The organism is Kouleothrix sp., assembly GCF_046328425.1.
Lineage (GTDB): Bacteria > Chloroflexota > Chloroflexia > Chloroflexales > Roseiflexaceae > Kouleothrix.
In genome coordinates this window covers 1-18,368 of record NZ_JAXLWP010000043.1, presented here as the reverse complement: position 1 = coordinate 18,368, position 18,368 = coordinate 1, and the positions used below count along the sequence as shown (strand labels likewise).

Below are 18,368 nucleotides of genomic sequence, written 5' to 3'. Positions count from 1 at the left end.
TATTTGGCAATCGCGGCGGCCGGGCGCGCAAGCGCCGCCGTACCAAATTGTGGTACGGCGCGCGTTTAGTGATTCAGAGCAACCACCCAAACCCACGGAGCGGCTATGGCGAGACGTTTGGCGCGCTACCGGTTTCCGCTGATCTGGCTCGGCTGCGCCCTTGCGGTCGCCGCCGACTGGGCGTTGGCGCTGGCGCTCCCCGGAGGCACGCCGAACGCGCTCGACGGCCTGCTGTTTCTGGGCGTCGGCGCGCTGGCGAGCCTGGGGCTGGCCCCCGCCGCCGCGCGGCTCGCGCGCAGCTGGTACGTGCGCTGGGCCGCCGCGCTGCTGCTGGCCGCTGCGCTGGCGTGCCTGCTGCCCTGGCTGCTGGTGCCGAACCTCGGCCGTATGCCCGCCGGCGCCGCGCGCGATTTCTTCGAGCTGCCGTTCCGGATCAAACCGTTGATCATCGCGCTGCTCGTCGAGCCATACCGCGATGGCTTGCCCGTGGCGGCGCTGGCGCGCGCCAGCGGCCTGCTCGCGCTGCTGGGCCTGGCCCTGGCCACGCTGGCGCTGTGCGCGCGCGTGGCGTGGGATGCGCTGGCGCGCCCGATCGGCGGCGCGCGGCCGGCGCGCGATTTCGTGCTGGTGTGGCTCAGCGCGGCCTACCTCGCGGGCCTGAATGGCTTTGTGGCGGTGATCGCCGGCGGCACTGCGAACCTGCGCGACACGCTGGTGTTTGGGGTGTGGGCCGCGCTGGCGGCGCGCTGGCTGGCGCGCCCGGCCGCATGGCTGGCGCGGCGCTGGCCCGGCCGCGCCCTGGCGCTTGGCCTGCCCGCCCTGCTGCTGGCCTGGCTGTTCCCCTGGATGACACAGCCCTACCTTACCGGCGTGTTCGCCAGCGGGCCGCTGAGCCCGCTGTTCGAGCTGCCCTACCACCTCAGGCCGGCGATCCTGGCGGCCTACTACGCCGTGGCGCCTGCGCCGGCCCCGGTGCTGCTGCTGGTGCTCGGGCTGTGCCTGGGCTTCGGCGTGGCGCTGGCGGCGCTGGCGACATGCGGCCGCGTCGCGTGGGATATGCTCACCGCCAGCGCCGAGCGCCGCTACCTGGCGCGCCGGTTCGTGCTGGTGTGGCTGGCCGGCGCCCTGGTGACGGTGTGGCTTGTGGCGCTGGGCAACGCGCTGCATATCAGCAGTTTCTGGCCCTATCTCGTCGTGGCGCTGTCGTGGCTCGCGCTGGCTGGCGCCTGGCTCGATCCGCTCGCCGCCGCGCTTGAGCGTCGGCGCGTGCTGCGCTTCTTCGCGCTGCTGCCGCTGGTGCTGTTCGTGATCTGGCTCGGCAACAGTGCCCAGTGGCAATTCGCCGGGATTTTGCTCGGCGGCCTGGCGCTGGCCACGCTGCTGCTCGGCCCGCTGCCGGCCTGGGCCGAGCGCCGCATGGCTATGCCCTGGGGCATGCTCGCCGCGCTGCTGCTCGGGCTGATCGCCGCGCTGGTGGCCTCGTTCGCCGGCACCGTGGCGATCGACACCACGCTGCTGGCCGTGCTGGCGTACGAGCTGGGGTTCGGCCTGCTGGCGCTGTCGTGGCGGCTGCTCTGGCGGCGCCTGCGCCTGTTGCGCCCGGTCGCGGCGCTGGAGGCCGGCTACCGCCGCGGGCTGGCCTGGCTCGCGCCGCTGCTGGCGCGCGGCTGGGGGCGCGCCTTCCCGCCGCTGCACCGGCGCTGGACCAACCTCAACCGCCTGTCGATCTGGCGCCTGCTGCTGCGCGGCCTGGCGCTGCTGCTGGCGCTGCTGCTGCTGGCCAATGGCGCTGGCATCGCGCTGGCGCTGCGCCCGCCCGAGGCCGATTGGTCGCTCACGCCCGCCGCGGGGCTGCCGACCGACGGGCCGCTGAGCGTGTACGACCTGGCCACCGCCGCCGACGGACGGCTGATGCTCGCCACCACTACCAATGGCATCTATCGCTCCGACGACGGCGGAGAAAGCTGGGCGGCGTCGAACACGGGCCTCGATTTTCCTAACCCCGACGTGCTGCTGCTGCTCGGCGACGGGCGGCGTGCGGTGGTTGGCACCAACGGCGGCGGCATGTACCGCACGGAAGATGCTGGCGCAAGCTGGCAGCACGTGGTGCTGCCCGAAGGCACGCTGTTCATCAATCGGCTGGTTGGCGCCGCCGATGGCTCAAAGCTGTTCGCAAGAACAAGTGCGGGCCTGTATCGCTCCGACGACGCCGGCCGCGCGTGGCGCCTGGTCGAGGGATCGCCGGATTCGAAACGCAACACGATCATGGCCATCACAGCTGACGGCAGGCAGCTGTTCAGTGGCGACGACCTAGGTTTGTACCGCTCCGACGACGACGGCCTGACGTGGCGGGCGCTCGGGCAAGACCAGGGAATTCAGCTGGTCGGCAGGCTCGCGCTCGCGGACAACGGCCAGCAGATGGTGGTCGATACGCAGGCAGGCCTGTTTTATTCGGCTGACGGCGGCCAGAGCTGGCGGCGGATCAAGCCCGACCCCGACGAATCGATCACGCAGGTGGTGGCGCTTACGCCAGATGGCCGCCATATCTTCGTGGCTAACTACAATCGGGTGTACCGCTCGGACGACGGCGGCCAGAGCTGGCAGGCAGGCGCGCTGCCTAAAAGCGCGGTGGGCATTAACCAGCTGCGCCCCGATCGTGACGGCCGGCGCGTGTTTGCGATCACCTACGCCGACGGCCTGTATCGCTCGGACGATGGCGGCGCAACCTGGCAGCGCAGCCGGCGTACGCCCGCCAGCCTGCCGATCAACACGTTGGCGCTGGCGGCCGGCGCGCGGCGCATGTTCGCTACTACCTATGGCGGCGTGTATCGCTCCGACGATGGCGGCCAGAGCTGGCTGCTTGCCGCCGGGCCGACGGTGGACGGCTTCGGGCAACCGATATATAGCTACAGCCTGAGCGCCGCTGCCGACGGCGCGCAGCTGTTCAGTATCGCTACGGGCCGCGTGTATCGCTCCGACGACGCCGGTGTACGCTGGCAGCTCGTCAACCAGCCCTCACAGGATGGGCGGCTTGCGACGGTGATGGTTACGCCCGATCGGCGGCGCGTTTTTGCCAGCGACGAGCAGAGCAAGGTGTACCGCTCGGACAACGCCGGCACGAGCTGGCAGCCGATCGCCGAGCTGGAAGGCGTCTACATCAACCGGTTTTTCGCCGTGCCGCCCGACGGCAAGCTTGTGTTTGCAGCCAGCTACCGCGGTCTGTATCGCTCGGGCGACGGCGGCGCAACCTGGCAGAAGCTCGGCGGCCTGCCCGACAGCGGCATCTACAACGTCGTCGCGACGCCCGACGGCCGCCAGCTGCTGGTCGGCAGCTACAATGGCGTGTATCGCTCGGGCGACGGCGGCGCAACCTGGCAGCTCAGCGAGCAATTCGTGGCCGACCAGCTGCCGCTGGCGCTCTCTGCCGACGGCCAGCGCATGTTTGTCGGCACCAACAGCGGCGTGTATCGCTCGGGCGACGGCGGCGCAACCTGGCAGAATGTCAGCGCCGGCCTCGGCAACCGCTACGTGCGCGAGCTGGTGCTCGCGCCCGATAACACCCTTCTCGCAGGCACGCTCGACGGCCTGTACCGCTCGGGCGACGGCGGCGCAACCTGGCAGAACGCCGGCCAGGGGCTGATGGCACGGTCGGTATCGCTCAGCCCCGATGCCACAGGCCGGAGCCTGACGCTGCTGATGCAGGATGGCGACTGGTTCCAGCTCGGCGACGACATGCGCTGGTCGCGGCTCGCGGAGCCGCAGCGGCTGCAGCAGAATGGCTATGTGCTGAGCGGCGATACGATCGAGCTGCTCGATAGCGAGTATGGCAGGGTGCCGCTGGCGCGCGTCCAGGGTGTGCCCCCCAGAGCCCTGATTGTGCGCGACGGCGTGGCGAACCTGTACGCGCCGGGCAGCGCCGTGGCGCTGCGCACGATCAGCCTGCCGCTGCCGCAGCTCGTCCGCCCGCAGGGCGCGTACTGGTCGATGGTCGCCTGGTCCTGGCGGCGGCTGCTCTGGCTGCGCACCAACGCCGGCCTGCTGGCGGTGGGGCCGGGGCTGCTGCTCGCGCTGGCGCTGGCGTATGCCTACGCCGGCATCGCGCGGCCGAACCGGCTGCGCGCGCGCACCTTCGGCTGGCTGCTGCGCCACCCGCGCTACCTGCTGGCCGCGGCCGGCTACCGCGCCTACGCCGAGCGCGCCGCCGCCGCCGAGCCCCTGGAGCAGCTGGTGCTGCTGCACGCCCCGCTCGAGGGGCCGCTCGCGCTCGCGCAGATCGACGCCGCGCTGCGCGAGCTTGGCGCGGCCAGCAGCCCGGCCGCGCTGCAGAGCGCCTGCCCTGCCCTGGCGCAGCGCGGCCTGCTGTTGCGCGACGAGGCCGGCTGGCGCGTGGCCGACCCGATGCTGGCCGAGGTGCATCGCCGCGAGCTTGCGCCTGGCGCGCCCGCGCAGCTGGCCGAGCGCACCCGCCAGTCGCACCCGCTGTTCGCCGAGGCGCGGCGCTTCCTCGAGCAGGCCGGCTTCGCGGTGGCCCCGGCCGACGCATTCGGCCTGCTGGCTACCAGCAGCCTGCCGCTGTGGGCCGACGTTTCGCCGCTGTATGTGCGCATGGTGCTCGACCGCGAGCTCGACCTGGCTGAGTTTGGCGCGCTGTGCGCGGCCGCGCGCACCACCGGCGGCGAGCTGCGCGGCCGCACCGCTGCGGTGGTGATCGACCAGCCGCCACGCGCCGGCGACCTGTACCAGATCTTCGCGCTGCGCGCCCAGGAAGGCCTCACGATCGTGCCGCTGCCCAGCTCGCTGATCGGCCAGGCGCGCCTGGCAAGCCGCGAGATCGAGGCGCTGAAGGAGCAGATCGACCTGTACGCCGGGCGCACCGACCTGTACGACATGCGCGCCGCCGTCACCGATGTGTTGTCGTTCTTTGGGCGCAGCAGCCTGCTGGCCGACCTCCAGCGGCGGCTGATTGGCGGCCGCTCGGTGGCGGTGTTCGGCGTGCGCAAGATCGGCAAGTCGTCGCTGATGGGCCGGCTGCGCGAAGAGTGCGGCTGGCCGGTGGCCACGATCAACATCGAGGAGTATGTCGGCGGCTTTGGCTACCTGTACGCCGAGGCGCTGAGCGGCTGGCGCGCGGCGATCGAGGCCAGCGCGCCCGACCTGGCCCTGCCCGCGCTGCCGGCCGAGCTAGCCGCCGCCGACGCTGCTGCGCAGGCCCAGGCATTCCGCCAGGCTGTCGGCGAGCTGCTGGCGCTGCTGGCGAGCCAGCCGCGGCGCCCAGGGCTGCTGCTGTTCGTCGACGAGATCGACATCCTGTTCGGCCAGCCGGCCTACGCCGACTTCGCGGCGGTGCTGCGCGGCCTGGCCGAGAATCCGCGCTGGCGCGGGCGCTTCGCCGTGCTGGTGGCCGGGCTCGACCCGCTGCTGAACCGCGCCGACCGGATGGACGGCCAGCGCAACCCGTTCTACTCGTTCTTCGGCGAGCTGCCGCTGCCGCCGCTCGAGCCGGCCGACGCCCGCACAATGATCATGTCGCTCGGCGGGCAGATGGGCGTGAGCTACGACGATGCCGCGATCGACATGCTCGCCGAGGCTGGCGGCGGCCACCCGTTCCTCACGCGCCAGATCTGCAGCCAGGCCGTGCGCGACCTCGATCGGCCGGCGGTGGTCTCGGCCGAGCGCGCCGCGCAGGCGATCGAGGCCTACCTGCGCCTGCCGCGCAACTACATGGCCGAGAGCCTGTGGGGCATGGACAACGGCGGCCCGCCCGCGCCCGAGGCCGAGCTGCTGCGGCTGCTGGCCGCCGCGCCCCAGCCCGACGCGGCGCTGCTGGCCGCCGAGCTGCCGCCCGAGGCGCGCCGCGCGCGCCAGCTCGCGCTCGACCGCTTGTGCGACCAGAGCCTGGTTCGCAGCGGCTCGCTCGGCTGGGAGCTGAGCATCCCGCTGTACCGCCGCTGGATCGAGCGCTATGTCCTCGCGCTGCCCGCCGCCTGAGGCGCCGGCGATACAGCCCGCCACAAGCACCATGGAAAAGAAATGCCATGCCAGATGCAAACCCCTACAACTACAACCTGCCGGTCGAGCCAGCCATGTTCTTCGGCCGCGATGCCGACGTGGCCGCGCTGGCCCAAAAGCTCACCGGCGCGCCCGGCGACTCGATTGCGCTGGTGGGCGGGCGGCGCATGGGCAAAACCAGCATGCTCGAAGCGCTGCGCCGCGCGCTTGAGGTGCCCGCCGCCGATATGCTGGCGCTGCCGATACTGCTCGACCTGAGCGGCGAGGGGCTCGACTCGGCCGACGACCTGTTTCGGCTGGTGGCCGAGCAGGCCCGCGATGCGCTCGCGCCCGACCTGGCGCTGCCGCCGATCGACCCGGCGCTGTTTGGCCCTGGACAGCCGCCCGCGCCAGCATTTCGGCGGCTGCTCGAGGGCTGGGGCCGCGCCGCGCTGGCGCGGCGCGGCGCGCGGCTGCGGCTGATCCTGCTGCTCGACGAGTGCGAGGAGATCGTCGAGCAGCCGTGGGCCGCCGACCTGCACACCGCGCTGCGCGCCCTGCTGGTGGGCCAGTCGACGCGCGCGCTGCTGAAGGTGGTGATGGCCGGCTCGCACCGTTTCCTGACGCAGGTGCGCCAGCGCGGCTCGCCGCTGTGGAACGTGCTGGTGTACCACATGCTGGCCGTGCTCGGCGACGCGGCGGCGCGCGCGCTGCTGAGCGCGCCTGCGGCCGGGCGCTTCGCCGAGCCGGCGGTCGCCGCAATCCTCGAGCAGAGCGGCGGCCAGCCGTTTCTGACGCAGTACCTGGCCTACCAGCTGTGGAGCCTCGCGCCCGACCGCGCAACCCCCGAGGCCGCGCGCCAGGCCGCCGCTGCCTTCCAGCGCGAGCGCCACGACTTCGCCGACTGGGCCGATGGCCTGGGCGTCGAGGGGCTGCGCGTCTACGCCGCGCTGGCCGAGGCCGGCGCGCTGAGCGAGGCCGAGCTGCGCGCCCGGCTGCCCGCGCAGGCCAACCTGCCGCAGCTGCTCGACGCGCTGTGCTACCACGGGGTCGCCGCCGTCGCCTCGGGCGGCGCGCGCTTCCAGGTGGCCGGCGCGATGTTTCGCGACTGGTTCGCGGCTAACAGCCCCGCGCCGCGCCAGGCCAGCCCGCCGCCGCTGCCGCCCGAGGCGATCGAGGACAAGCGCCGCCGCCTGAAGCTGCTCGAGCGCCAGCAGGCGCAGCACGGCATCCAGACGCCGCCGCATATCGTGATTGAGATCGAAGACCTGCGCCGCGAGCTGGCGAGCTTGCCCGGCGCAGGCTGAGCGTGCCGCTCCGGGGCGCTGCGCCCCCCGGCCCCCGCGCAGGAAAACCCTGCCGGTTTTCCTACAACCTTTCCGGCTGAAAGAATGCCGTACCAGCGTCACAGCCGTACGCTCATGCCTCAGGGCAAACCAATACATCTTGCCGTGCCACAAGGCATGCGCCGCCGGCATCGCAAATGAGGCGGCATTCTTTACGGGGCCTGGGGCATCGCCCCAGCGGGGAGGTGCAGGAGGCCGGCGGCGGCCTCCTGCCGCAGGCCCCGAAGCAGTTTCGGGCAAACGCGGGCATGGGGTGCATAGCCCCCGAAAGCCTTTGGAGAGGCGAGCACGAGGCGCGCACGATGCGCGCCCTACGGGAAAGGCCGTGCCAGCTTCAACGCCGTACGATCATGCCTCAGAGCACAGAATGACGTGTCGGTTTGCCACAAGGCATGCACCACCGGCATCGCAAATGAGGCGGCATTCTTTACTGGGGCCTGGGGCATCGCCCCAGCGGGGAGGTGCAGGAGGCCGGCGGCGGCCTCCTGCCGCGGGGCGCGGGGCCGCGCAGGCCCCGAAGTAGTTTCGAGCGAGCGGGGCGCGGGGCGCATAGCCCCAGGCTCACCCCGATGCGGAGAAGGCGCGCACGATGCGCGCCCTACGGGAACGAATGCCGTACCAATGTCAGTGCCGTACGATCATGCCTCAGAGCACAGAATGACGTGTCGGTTTGCCACAAGCGCATGCACCGCCGGCATCGCAAATGAGGTGGCATTCTTTACGGGGCCTGGGGCATCGCCCCAGCGGGAGGTGCAGGAGGCCGGCGGCGGCCTCTGCCGCAGGCCCTGAAGCAGTTTCGGGCAAACGCGCATGGGGTGCATAGCCCCCGAAAGCCTTTGGAGGGGCGAGCACGAGGCGCGCACGATGCGCGCCCTACGGGAAAGGCCGTGCCAGCGGCAATGTCATACGATCATGCCTCAGAGCACAGAATGACGTGTCGGCTTTGCCACAAGGCATGCGCCGCCGGCATCGCAAATGAGGTAGCATTCTTTACGGGGCCTGGGGCACGCCCCAGCGGGGAGTGCAGGAGGCCGGCGGCGGCCTTCTGCCGCAGGCCCTGAAGCAGTTTCGGGCAAACGCGGGCATGGGGTGCATAGCCCCCGAAAGCCTTTGGAGGGGCGAGCACGAGGCGCGCACGATGCGCGCCCTACGGGAGCGGCGGCCTCCTGCCGCGGGCGCGGGCCGCGCAGGCCCCGAAGCAGTTTCGGCAAACGCGGGCACGGGGTGCATAGCCCCCGAACGCCTTTGGAGGGGCGAGCACGAGGCGCGCACGATGCGCGCCCTACGGGAAAGGCCGTGCCAGCGGCAATGTCATACGATCATGCCTCAGAGCACAGAATGACGTGTCGGTTTGCCACAAGGCATGCGCCGCCGGCATCGCAAATGAGGTGGCATTCTTTACGGGGCCTGGGGCATCGCCCCAGCGGGAGGTGCAGGAGGCCGGCGGCGGCCTTCTGCCGCAGGCCCTGAAGCAGTTTCGGGCAAACGCGGGCATGGGGTGCATAGCCCCCGAAAGCCTTTGAGAGGGCGAGCACGAGGCGCGCACGGATGCGCGCCCTACGGGAAAGGCCGTGCCAGCGGCAATGTCATACGATCATGCCTCAGAGCACAGAATGACGTGTCGGTTTGCCACAAGGCATGCGCCGCCGGCATCGCAAATGAGGTGGCATTCTTTACGGGGCCTGGGGCATCGCCCCAGCGGGGAGGTGCAGGAGGCCGGCGGCGGCCTTCTGCCGCAGGCCCTGAAGCAGTTTCGGGCAAACGCGGGCATGGGGTGCATAGCCCCCGAAAGCCTTTGGAGGGGCGAGCACGAGGCGCGCACGATGCGCGCCCTACGGGAAAGGCCGTGCCAGCTTCAACGCCGTACGATCATGCCTCAGAGCACAGAATGACGTGTCGGTTTGCCACAAGGCATGCACCACCGGCATCGCAAATGAGGTGGCATTCTTTACGGGGCCTGGGGCATCGCCCCAGCGGGGAGGTGCAGGAGGCCGGCGGCGGCCTCCTGCCGCGGGGCGCGGGGCCGCGCAGGCCCCGAAGCAGTTTCGGCAAACGCGGGCACGGGGCGCAGAGCCCCGGAGCAGCCTGGAGCGCAAGGCCCAGGCACACCCAAAAGCAAACGCCCGCTCAAAACCGGAGCGATTTCGCCCGCTATCGGCGCTATACTCCTCTCAACACACGCAATACACGCAGGAGAATTGCCATGCCGCACCCGCTGGTTCAGCAGCTACGCTTCACCCGCGCCGAGTTTCTGCGCGGCCTCGCCGACCTCGGCGAGCAGGACGCGCGCCACCGCTTTGTGCCCATGAACTGCATTAGCTGGAACGTCGGCCACCTGGCCTGGCAAGAGCAGCGCTATTTCATCACGTTCGCGCAGGGCAGCGTGCCGGCGCCCGAGCTGAACCAGCAGTTCGCCTATGGCGCCCCCGCCAGCGCGCCGTCGCTCGCCGAGATGCTTGGCCTCTGGCGCCACGTCACCGCCGCCGCCGACACCTGGCTCGAACAAGTGACAACCGCCAAGCTGCTCGAGATCTACACCACGCCAACAAACACCTGGAGCACGAGCTTCGGCAATCTGATGCAGCGGGTGATCTACCACTACTGGTATCATACTGGCGAAAACCTGGCCATCCGCCAGCAGCTCGGCCACACCGACCTGCCTGAGTTCATCGGCAATATCGACGACGAGGCGCCCTACCGGAGCGCCTGATCGGTCGCTTCAGGGCGCAGCGCCCCCGCAGGAGTGGATCGCTCCGGGGCGCATAGCCCCAGGCTCACCCCGATGCGGAGAAGGCGCGCACGATGCGCGCCCTACGGGAAAGGCCGTACCAGTGGCAACGCCGTAGGCTCATGCCTCAGGGCAAACCATCACATGCTTCTGTGCCACGAGGCATGCACCACCGAGGCTGCAACCGAGGCGGTATTCTTTAACGGGGCTTGGGGCGAAGCCCCAGCCTACCCCTGAGCCAGCGCCACCCTCGCAATTGCCAAGAAATCCCGCATCCAATCATCGAGCGCGGCCATTGCCGTGCTGCGCGTCGTTGCGGTGTACTCCGTGGCGAGGCGTGCGCTGTTCTGCGCGCTGGCGCCAGCAGCTACCGCCGCCACCTGCGCCTGTGCCGCCGCCAGGTCTTCGGCCGACACGCCGTAGCGCGCGAAGGCCGCGACGCTCGCCGGGCTTGCCAGCGCGGTAGCGTAGAACTGCCCGGCCTGCAGCAGCCAGTCGGCAGTGAAGCGCATGCTCGGCTTGTCGAGGCCGAGCGCGGAGGCAGTGAGCGGGGCGGCGCGAAATGCCACGCGCGCGATCTGCACATACTCCTTGTGGGTCGCGCGGGCCTTGCGCAGAGCGTCTGTGAGTGTAGCGTTGGCGGCGCGCTGCTGATCGGCGTGGGCGCGGGCGTGCTGATACTGCGCCTTTGCTGCGGCGTGCAGCGCAAGGCCCTCGGCCATGCGCGCAGCGTCGTAGCCGCGTGCGGCCATGCGCGCGCTGAGCCTGGCGTCGGTTTGCACGGTTTCGATCGCCACCTGCGCGGCGAGCAGGCGCTGGCTGACGCGCGCGTCGGCGTTGTAGCCGCCAAGCTGCCGGCGCAGCCGTGACATCCGCGCGCGGCTCTGAGCGTCCGGCGACCGAACTGGCGATTCCGGCGACTGAACTGGCGATTCCGGCGACTGAACTGGCGATTCCGGCGACCGAACTGGCGATTCCGGCGACTGAACTAGCGATTCCGGCGACTGAACTAGCGATTCCGGCGACCGAACTGGCGATTCCGGCGACTGAACTAGCGATTCCGGCGACTGAACTAGCGACTCCGGCGACCGAACTAGCGATTCCGGCGACTGAACTGGCGATTCCGGCGGCAGCGTGCCATTACGGGCGGGCGATGTGTTTCGATTGTGTTGCATGAGCGCTCTCCGGGCGATTGGGCCGTAGGCCGATGGGCGCGCTACCCACGACGGATCTTGTTCACGAATCATATACCGAAGGTAGGGGCCGCGCTGCCGCGCCGCGCGATGATCGAAATGGCGTCGATTTGATTGCGGCATGGAAGCGATAGCGATATATCGTTTCCGATCGCCTTGACTGGCTTGGAGGTACGCCACGAGGCATGCGCCACCGGCATTTCGATTGCCACGCAGCTCACATTGGGCCTTGGGGCGCAAGCCCCAGCGGGGGTGCGTTTGAGCGTTTGATACCAACTCCGTTTGATTACTTGTGTTTTCTTGTGCGGCGCCCGGCTTTGCCGGGCGCCGCACAAGAAAAAGAAATTTGGGGGCGGCTTCGCCGCCCCAAACCCCCACCAAAGTGTAAGTCATCAAGCGAATTTGGTATGAGCGGGGGAGCGGAAACATTGCTCTGCGCCTATGCCTAAGTGTCTATCCGTAAATGGGGAGGGGGTGGACAACGAGACGTAGCCGCCCGACAATACTGGTGCGAATCGGTATCGTCAGAAAGGCTACGCCATGCGCTATCCTAGCACAAAACCGAAGAACGTTGACTACTTTCGTGTGCCACGCCCGCTGTGGCGCAAAATCAAGCGCTTGCTCCCCAAACAACCGGTCCGTCGTGGCCTGGGACGACCGAGGGCTGATACCCGCGCGATTATCAATGGCATCTGGTATGTCCCTGTGGACCGGCCGCCAATCGGAAAGCCGTCCATCGTTCGTGGTTTGGCGTTTGCAGCTCGGTCATCCACGACCGCTTTCAAGTCTGGGAGCAGCAAGGCCGCTTCTGCCAAAATACTGGAGGTGCTGCTACGCTTTTACAACCGCACGCGCCACATCCAGTGGACCTGGCAATCGATTGACAGCCGTAGTGGTGCGGCGCCACTGGGCGGCCAAGCGACTGGAAAGAATCCGACCGACCGTGCGCGTTCAGGCAGCAAAATCCACCCGGTGGTCGATCAGCGCGGTGCACCCATCGCCGTGCGGATCACCGGGGCAAAATGCAGCCGACAAAACGATGGTGCGCGAGCTGGTGGTCACGATTGTGGCGAAACGACCGACACAGCAGCAACACTTCTGTGCCGATCGCGGCTATGACTACAGTGATGTGCATACCTTTGTCCTGAGCGGCTATACGCCGCACATCAAACATCGGAGACGACGCGGGCGGTGGCTGCGCCGGCTGGTGACGTGCCAGGCGAAGCTGGTTTTCCGGCGCGGCGGTGGGTGGGTTGAGCGCACCTTCAACTGGTTACTCAAGCGCCGTGCGCCTGCGCACCCGCTGGTGTAAGAAGGCCAGCAATTGGTTAGCCTTGGTGCAACTTGCCTGCGCCCATATTTTGTGTGACATGGCAATTTACGGATAGACACTAAGGGCAAACCATACACATGCTTCTGTGCCACGAGGCATGTACCACCGAGGCTGCAACCGAGGCGGTATTCTTTAACGGGGCTTGGGGCGAAGCCCCAAACGGGGGTGCAGGGGTGACGTCGCACCCCTGCCGCAGGGCACGGGGCCGCGTAGGCCCCGGCTCGCCCACCAGCAGCGGCACGCTGCAGCTCAAGAGCGGCTCGACCACGCTGGGCACCAGCGCGGCATTGAGCGCGAACACACTCTACCGGATCGGCATCCACCAGAAAAAAGGCACGGGCGCGGACGGCGTGCTGGAGGCATTTCTGGCGGTTGGCGACGCCGCATTTGGCGCGGCGTTCGCCAGCAGCGCCAGCCAAACCTTCACCAGCCAGGCGAGCAAGCTGGTGGTCGGCGCGACGAACTCGAACGCGGTCGACGCGACCTTCGACGACATCCGGCTGGACAGTGCGGCGATGCCCGGCCCATCGGGCGGCGGCAGCCCGACGGCCACGCCGACGAACACGCCCGCCGGCCCGACGGCCACGCCGACGAACACGCCCGCCGGCCCGACGGCCACGCCGACGACCACACCCACCGGGCCAAGCGCACCGGCGGCCTACGACCAGAGCATGACCTACGATGCGCTGGGCAACCTGCTGAGCAAGACCGGCGTGGGAAGCTACGCCTACGGCGCGAACGGCAACGGCACCGGCGCCGGCCCGCACCAGGCGCGCACGGTGGGCGGGAGCACGTACAGCTACGACGCAAACGGCAACCTCGTGAGCGGCGGCGGGCGGACAACCTGGCGGCGAGCGGACAACCTGCCCTTGAGCGTGACGCGCGCGGGCGTGACGGAGAGCTACACCTACGACGGCGACGGCACGCGCGTAGCCAAGACCGTCGGCGGCGTCACGACTGTCTATTTTGCAGGGCTGTGGGAGCAGATTGTCGGCGGCGCGAGCACGCAGTACTACACGTTCAACGGCCAGGTGGTGGCGCTGCGCGACAGCGCGGCGGGCGTGAGCTACCTGTATGGCGACCAGCTTGGCTCGGTGAGCTTCGCGACGAGCGCAAGCGGCAGCGCGACGAGCCGGCAAGACTTCGACGCGTGGGGCGCGGTGCGCAGCGGCGGCATCAATGCAACCAGCCTGAACTACACCGGGCAGCGGCTGGACAGCAGCGGCTTGCTCGATTATCATGCGCGGCTGTACGACCCGACGCTCGCGCGCTTTGTGAGCGCGGATAGCGTGGTGCCGAGCAGCGCCTCAGGCGGGCTGGACGGCGTGCAGCTCAAGGGGCTGACGGCCGACTTCCACGAGCCAGGGTTTGCCGCGCAGATCGGTGGCGAGAATACCCTCGGCTTCTGGTTCGAGCTGAGCGACCAGCAGCGCCAGCAGGCTGGCGTGCCGTGGGGGCCGGCGAACCCGCAGGCGCTCAATCGCTACAGCTACGTGCTCAACGCGCCGGTGAAGGCGACGGATCCAAGAGGGCATAATTCTAATAAGATCACGATCAAGCCTGGCGAGACGGATGCCTATACGGATACTCTTAGCAAACATAAGCTCAAGTGGGATCTTATCTATGGCGGAGCTGCAATTGTCGCTGGGCTCGCTTTTGCTCCATGTCCTGTTTGTAGCGCCGCCGCTGCCGGTGGACTACTTGGGATTGGTTACTATGTCAATCAGAGTTTCATTCTAGCAAATGAAGCTATCGATCGGGCATCAGTGTTTGCCACCGATAATGGCACAGTCTCTATCGAAGTAGATCCACTGAAACGGAGAGTAACCATTATAGGGACTAGGCCGGACGGTAGCACCTATTCTGTTATCATCGATAATGCTCCAGCAGAACTCATGGAATCCATTCAGCAAACGAATAAGGAGCATAGCGAGTTTATGTCGCATACCTCCGGATAAGTGATTAGCTGTTACTATACTCTAATTCGAAGCCCTCTTGTCGGTTTTTCAATAGGTAATTGGAGGACTACATAATGACATTCCGTTGCTCATTGCATGACACACATTTGTGCTGGAGTAGAAATAGCGCATTGGGACGCCGAAAAGCCTCAGGGCCGAGTAGCAGCGTAACGAGCCTCGGAAATAATAGCGCAAGGCATCAGGATGCGTAAATCGCGTTTTCAGAACAAGTGTGTGTCATGCCGTAAGCATTCCGTTTGTTAGTCGATGCGCGCATTGACAGCAGAAATGAGCTAAAAGCGACATTTCTTAGACCACAGCAACAATGTAGAAAAGATACTGGTTACAGCCAGTTGTTTCTATAGTATTCCTAGGGGAGTTGTGAGTCTTTCTCTAGCGCGACTGTTTTCAGATGCGTCGTCCATCGCGATAGGCCTAGTTTGGTGTACGGATAATACAGAATTGAGATATGAATACATGCTAATGCGTTACAGAACGCCTTCTTATGTGCATGTACCTCGTCTCTGTTTGTTATTGCGCTAATACAGAATACATTCGTTGCCTTATTCTTTTAATTTTAATTACATTCACGGTATTCGGAGAAGTATTTATTTGAGGATAGTATATGCATCGTCGGGTGATTAAATCGAAAGTACATGTATATTGTAAATCATGGATGATTTTCTTTTCGCTTTCTATAGCTATTAGATTGCTGATCAGTTTTTCTGGTTCTGACATTTGGAAGAATAGAATTGCTTTTATTCCATTCTTGGCATATATATTATACTTTTCAGCTCCGCTTATAGGAGTGCTTGTTTTTGAGACAAGTAAATTTGTGGGATATATGAAGCGAGAACATAATATTAAGCTCTCAATATTAGATATTCATGGTTATAATTCGCTGGGTTCGGACTTACGGGATCCAAATGTAGAGTATATGAGAATAGATTTTAAAAAATTAGAGCGATTTCTTATTATCGCACTATGTTTGTCAATAATTTCATCGCTCATTATTTATAAATTATAAAGTTTGGTAGTGTCATCTTTAGGTCGCTAGCTTTTAGACCGACGTCGCCGATGCCTTGGTCGCCCAAATGCGCGGCTCCGCGCTGGTCGGCGTGCAGGCTGCCCTCGAAACCGCGCTAATGGAAGAGCTGGAAATCCATCGCCAGCACGCACACGGCGCACCATTCGCTGTACATCCAGCCGGCCAGCTTCCCGGCCAGCGCGCGGATTGTGCAGATCCAGAACAGCGGCACGACCGCCGGCGCGAGCGCAGCCCACTTGCGCTCGGGCTCACGCGCTCGCCTGGGTATACGAAGCCCGCGTGCGCGGGCTCCAATACCGAAATGAAACGGTGCGCTTCATAGGCGCTCGGCTCACGCAACAACGCCTCCTGCGGCAGACTGATCCGCTTATCGCCTCGATCAGCCTCAGGGCGCGCCACGAGGCCTGCGCCACCAGCCTTCCAATCGCCCGTCGCTGACATTGGGGGTCTGGGGCGCGAGCCCCAGCCGCCGGGGTCGGGTGTTCTTTAGGCGTGGCCGGGCGGGACGGCTCCGGCTCACCTCGGCAGGGAGAAGGCGCGCACGATGCGCGCCCTACGGAAAAGACGGCCGTACCAGCGGAGAGCGGGTGAGCGCAGACACCGCCCTGCATCTCTGCCACAGGGCCAACCATCACCCATACCCACGCCACGAGGCATGTACCACCGGCGTAGCAAGAGCGATGGCATTCATTCTGGGGTCTGGGGCGCGAGCCCCAGCCGCCGGGGTCGGGTGCCCTCTGGGCGTGGCTGGGCGGGACGGCCCCTGATGCCGCGCGGCATGAGCGCGAATGGCAGCGCGCCGCCCCGACCATCGCGCTGTAAGCGAGCCATGGCATTATTTGGTGCCCGATATCTGGCCGGCGCGACGCGGAACCGCATCACTCCTCAACCGACTCCGACCCACCGAGGAGTGCATCATAGTCAGGTTTACGGCCGACATAGTAGATCTCGACGCGGCGCGCAGTGTCATCAACCGCCCAGATCAACCGATATCGTGCGTCGGAGAGCCAGCAACGGTAGACATCAGGATAACCGCGCAATTCCCGCGCGTAGCTGGGGCGCGGTTCTCGTGCTAGATTCGCAATCCGCTGCCGCACCTCCTGGCGCAATTTGCCCTGAAGTTGCTCAATCTGATGTTTGAGGGTGCGATCGAATGCGAGACGATAGGGCGGCTCAGTCATCTGGCGAATCCAGCGCCGCCAACGCCGCCTCTGGCGTATCAAAGAGCATGACCTCATCCGGATGCTGTTGACGATAGGTACGGACGCGCTCGACGACAGCGCGAATCCAGGGTTCATCCGCAGCATCCAATTGATCGAGCCGCTCGGCCGCAGACACTAGTGCCTGAAACGTCGAAAGATCCACCAAAACTGCGACCGGTTGGCCATGTTCATAGACTGTCGGAAAATGTTCCGATGTAACCTGTTTCCATTCCATGGGGTACCTCCTATCGGGACTATTATACACCTTGCTGCATGCCCATACAGGGTCAACTCTCGCGCTGCTTGTAGTTCATACGCGCCTACTGTACAATCATGCACGGCTGTACGACCCGGAGCTCGCGCGCTTTGTCAGCGCGGATAGCGTGGTGGTATATGTAAGTTCTCCGCAAGATCTCAATCGTTACAGTTACGGATTAAACAACCCTGTCAAGAACATTGATCCGACGGGGCATTGTGCGACGGGTTTGATCGTCGATACGGCTGTTTGTGTCATTGTTGTGGTGAGTGAGTCTGCCGCATTGGCTGGCGGAGCAACGCTCTTCGGAGTAGGAACAGCAGCGTCGTATGTAGCAGCTGGAGGTGGAACTGCATATACCACCGATGCGGCGGGAGCAATTGTCCCCATAACGTCGGATGATCCGTATGCCCCTAAAACATCTGACGATCTGCCCATAAAGCGGCAAAAGCAGGACGAACATGTAGAAGGTACACCCAACAATAAGAATAGAGTCAAGACGGATGGACCTGTAAGTACATATTCTGATCGCGAGACGGCTGAAAAATACACTCGTGAGGCCTGGAATACTGGGACAAATCCTGATGTCGATAAATATGATCGAACTCGAGAACGTGATTTCGGTCAAGATATTCCTGGAGCCAAGCTACCCGACGGATCCCCGACTTCTCGAGTAAGAGTAAATAAGTATACACGAGGACAGCTTCATAGTTACCCAATACCACGTAGGTTTAAACCTATTCTTGAAGAGTAATTTGGAGAAGTAGTATGATTGATGCAAATGAATATCAGCAAATTGTCGACCGAGTGAAGGAAAAATACTTATCATTAATCGAACCACGTTTTTATTTTAAACGAACGGCATATGTACAACGTATATATGCTCATATTGAGGAAGAGATAGGCGCAATCATTGTTATGGAAGATGAAACTGACATTAATATCGATGTTAGTTTTCAATATGTTCTTCGAGAAAATAAAAGTTTATGGGGTTTACAACTCTCAATGGTTGGGCCATACGCTGCTATTTGGCGCGTTGTAGAATATGGCAAGATACTTCAAGTCATAGATGCAACAACCAATGCTTTAGAACCTATTGAACAATGAATTATTGAAACACTTACTAAAAATAATATTTACGTCTTGGATGAGAATAGCTTATCTATGCATATACCGTTACAACTGCCTTATATCGATCCTCAAAACGTACGTATCTATCAAGCTCTTTTTACCGAGCTAGATATTCTGCCGTGGGCATAGTTTCCAAATAGCGCTAAAAAAATAGTGCTTCTCAATTGTAGCCTTTAATGCTTGCG

At 64.8% G+C, this 18,368-nt stretch carries 11 protein-coding genes and 1 pseudogene; 9 read left to right on the top strand and 3 right to left on the bottom strand.

Annotated features, from left to right (window positions below):
- Window positions 1–105: 105 nt before the first annotated feature.
- From U0177_RS27305 to U0177_RS27295, 3 genes are all read left to right on the top strand, one after another.
- Window positions 106–5,988: a WD40/YVTN/BNR-like repeat-containing protein gene (locus U0177_RS27305; RefSeq protein ID WP_409573848.1), complete on the top strand. Its 5,883-nt coding sequence runs from the start codon at window positions 106–108 to the stop codon at window positions 5,986–5,988.
- Between the two features lie 47 nt (window positions 5,989–6,035).
- On the top strand, window positions 6,036–7,295 hold the full coding sequence (locus U0177_RS27300) for a hypothetical protein (protein WP_409573847.1): 1,260 nt from the start codon (window positions 6,036–6,038) through the stop codon (window positions 7,293–7,295).
- 2,242 nt (window positions 7,296–9,537) lie between these two features.
- Window positions 9,538–10,044, top strand: a complete 507-nt coding sequence (locus tag U0177_RS27295) for a DinB family protein (protein ID WP_409573846.1) — start codon at window positions 9,538–9,540, stop codon at window positions 10,042–10,044.
- Window positions 10,045–10,289: 245 nt separating this feature from the next.
- Here the strand turns inward: U0177_RS27295 and U0177_RS27290 are convergent, their stop codons facing one another.
- A complete protein-coding gene (locus U0177_RS27290) occupies window positions 10,290–10,934 on the bottom strand; it encodes a hypothetical protein (protein ID WP_409573845.1) in 645 nt (214 codons plus the stop codon).
- On the opposite strand from U0177_RS27290, the gene U0177_RS27285 reads away from it, so the two are divergent.
- The 3 genes from U0177_RS27285 (at window position 10,928) to U0177_RS27275 (ending at window position 14,546) form a co-directional block, all read left to right on the top strand.
- Window positions 10,928–11,239, top strand: coding sequence for a hypothetical protein (locus U0177_RS27285; protein ID WP_409573844.1), 312 nt, complete (start codon window positions 10,928–10,930; stop codon window positions 11,237–11,239). The two genes, U0177_RS27290 and U0177_RS27285, sit on opposite strands and share 7 nt — an antisense overlap.
- 896 nt (window positions 11,240–12,135) lie before the next feature.
- Window positions 12,136–12,567, top strand: a complete 432-nt coding sequence (locus U0177_RS27280) for a hypothetical protein (RefSeq protein ID WP_409573843.1) — start codon at window positions 12,136–12,138, stop codon at window positions 12,565–12,567.
- A 194-nt stretch (window positions 12,568–12,761) separates the two neighbouring features.
- Entirely contained in the window at window positions 12,762–14,546 is a 1,785-nt protein-coding gene (locus U0177_RS27275) for an RHS repeat-associated core domain-containing protein (protein WP_409573842.1), read from the top strand.
- 1,926 nt (window positions 14,547–16,472) lie between these two features.
- Here U0177_RS27275 and U0177_RS27270 read toward each other — a convergent pair.
- Together U0177_RS27270 and U0177_RS27265 are read right to left on the bottom strand one after the other, a co-directional pair.
- Window positions 16,473–16,775 (bottom strand): type II toxin-antitoxin system RelE family toxin, encoded by a 303-nt coding sequence (locus tag U0177_RS27270; RefSeq protein WP_409573841.1) that lies wholly within the window; start codon window positions 16,773–16,775, stop codon window positions 16,473–16,475.
- The gene (locus U0177_RS27265; protein ID WP_409573840.1) at window positions 16,768–17,031 is read right to left on the bottom strand and encodes a hypothetical protein; all 264 of its coding nucleotides are present in this window, start codon (window positions 17,029–17,031) and stop codon (window positions 16,768–16,770) included. Before U0177_RS27265 ends, U0177_RS27270 begins: the two co-directional genes overlap by 8 nt.
- Between U0177_RS27265 and U0177_RS27260 the strand changes: the two are divergent.
- The 3 genes and pseudogenes from U0177_RS27260 to U0177_RS27250 form a co-directional block, all read left to right on the top strand.
- A pseudogene (locus U0177_RS27260) lies at window positions 17,030–17,257 on the top strand (RHS repeat-associated core domain-containing protein); the annotation flags it as partial. The gene U0177_RS27265 and the pseudogene U0177_RS27260 sit on opposite strands and share 2 nt — an antisense overlap.
- Window positions 17,258–17,281: 24 nt before the next feature.
- Complete coding sequence (locus U0177_RS27255; RefSeq protein ID WP_409573876.1) at window positions 17,282–17,806, top strand: hypothetical protein; 525 nt, start codon at window positions 17,282–17,284, stop codon at window positions 17,804–17,806.
- Window positions 17,807–17,820: 14 nt separating this feature from the next.
- Window positions 17,821–18,159 (top strand): hypothetical protein, encoded by a 339-nt coding sequence (locus tag U0177_RS27250; protein ID WP_409573839.1) that lies wholly within the window; start codon window positions 17,821–17,823, stop codon window positions 18,157–18,159.
- Window positions 18,160–18,368: the final 209 nt, after the last annotated feature.